The organism is Streptomyces corallincola, from assembly GCF_019104725.1.
In the GTDB taxonomy this organism is placed as follows: Bacteria; Actinomycetota; Actinomycetes; order Streptomycetales; family Streptomycetaceae; genus Streptomyces; species Streptomyces corallincola.
Genome location: NZ_JAHRXF010000097.1, coordinates 1 through 874, shown reverse-complemented (window position 1 = coordinate 874; position 874 = coordinate 1). Strand labels below are relative to the sequence as shown.

Annotated in this window: 1 pseudogene; it reads right to left on the bottom strand. The window is 68.8% G+C overall.

The annotated features are described in order from the left end of the window. Positions 1-10: 10 nt before the first annotated feature. Positions 11-828, bottom strand: a pseudogene (locus KUM39_RS27930) (IS5 family transposase). Between the last annotated feature and the right edge of the window lie 46 nt (positions 829-874).

Genomic DNA, 874 nt, shown 5'->3' with positions numbered 1-874 from the left:
AGAGGATGTCTCACGTGGTGAGCTTCGCGAGTCTCTTGTAGCAGGTCAGGGCGGCTGCGAGGCCGAGAAAGGCGAGGAAGTGGCTGCCTTTGTGTTCGTACCGGACGGTGAGGCGGCGGTAGCCGAAGAGTCAGGCGATCGACCGTTCGATCTTCCAGCGGTGCCGGCCGAGCCGTTCGCCGGACTCGATCCCGGGACGGGCGATCCGCGGGACGAGGTGTCGGCTGCGCAGCCACCGGAGGTGCTCCGCGGAGTAGTACGCCTTGTCCGCGCGGACCTTCAGCGGCTTTCTCCGTCGCGGTCCACGCCGGGAGCGGACGGCGGGGATGCCGAGGACCAGCGGCTTGAGCGCCTGGCTGTCGTGCAGGTTCGCAGCCGACACCGCGACGGCCAGGGGCAGGCCCTGGGCCTCGGACAGCACGTGCAGTTTGCTGCCCTTCTTGCCGCGATCGACCGGATTCGGCCCGGTCAGCGAGCCCCCCTTTTCGCCCGCACCGACGCGGCATCGACGATCGCGGACGTCCAGTCCAGCTCGCCTCTGGCACCGAGTTCGTCCAGCATCGCCCGGTGCAGCCGCCGCCACAGCCCCGCCTCGCTCCACGCGGTGAACCGGCGGTGCGCGGTGGCCGGCGAAACACCGAACGACTCCGGCAGAAACCGCCACGCGCACCCACTGGTCAACACGTAGACCACGGCCGTGAACACCGCCCGCTCATCCACCGGAGCAGTGCCCCCGCCCTGCGGACGGCATGTGAAACCCGGAATCAACGGAGCAGCCAGCTCCCACAGTTCGTCCGGCACAAGCCGGCGCGACAGATCAACCCTCACAGTGCAGCATCATGCCGCACCCGAAGCGCCACGTGAGACATCCTCT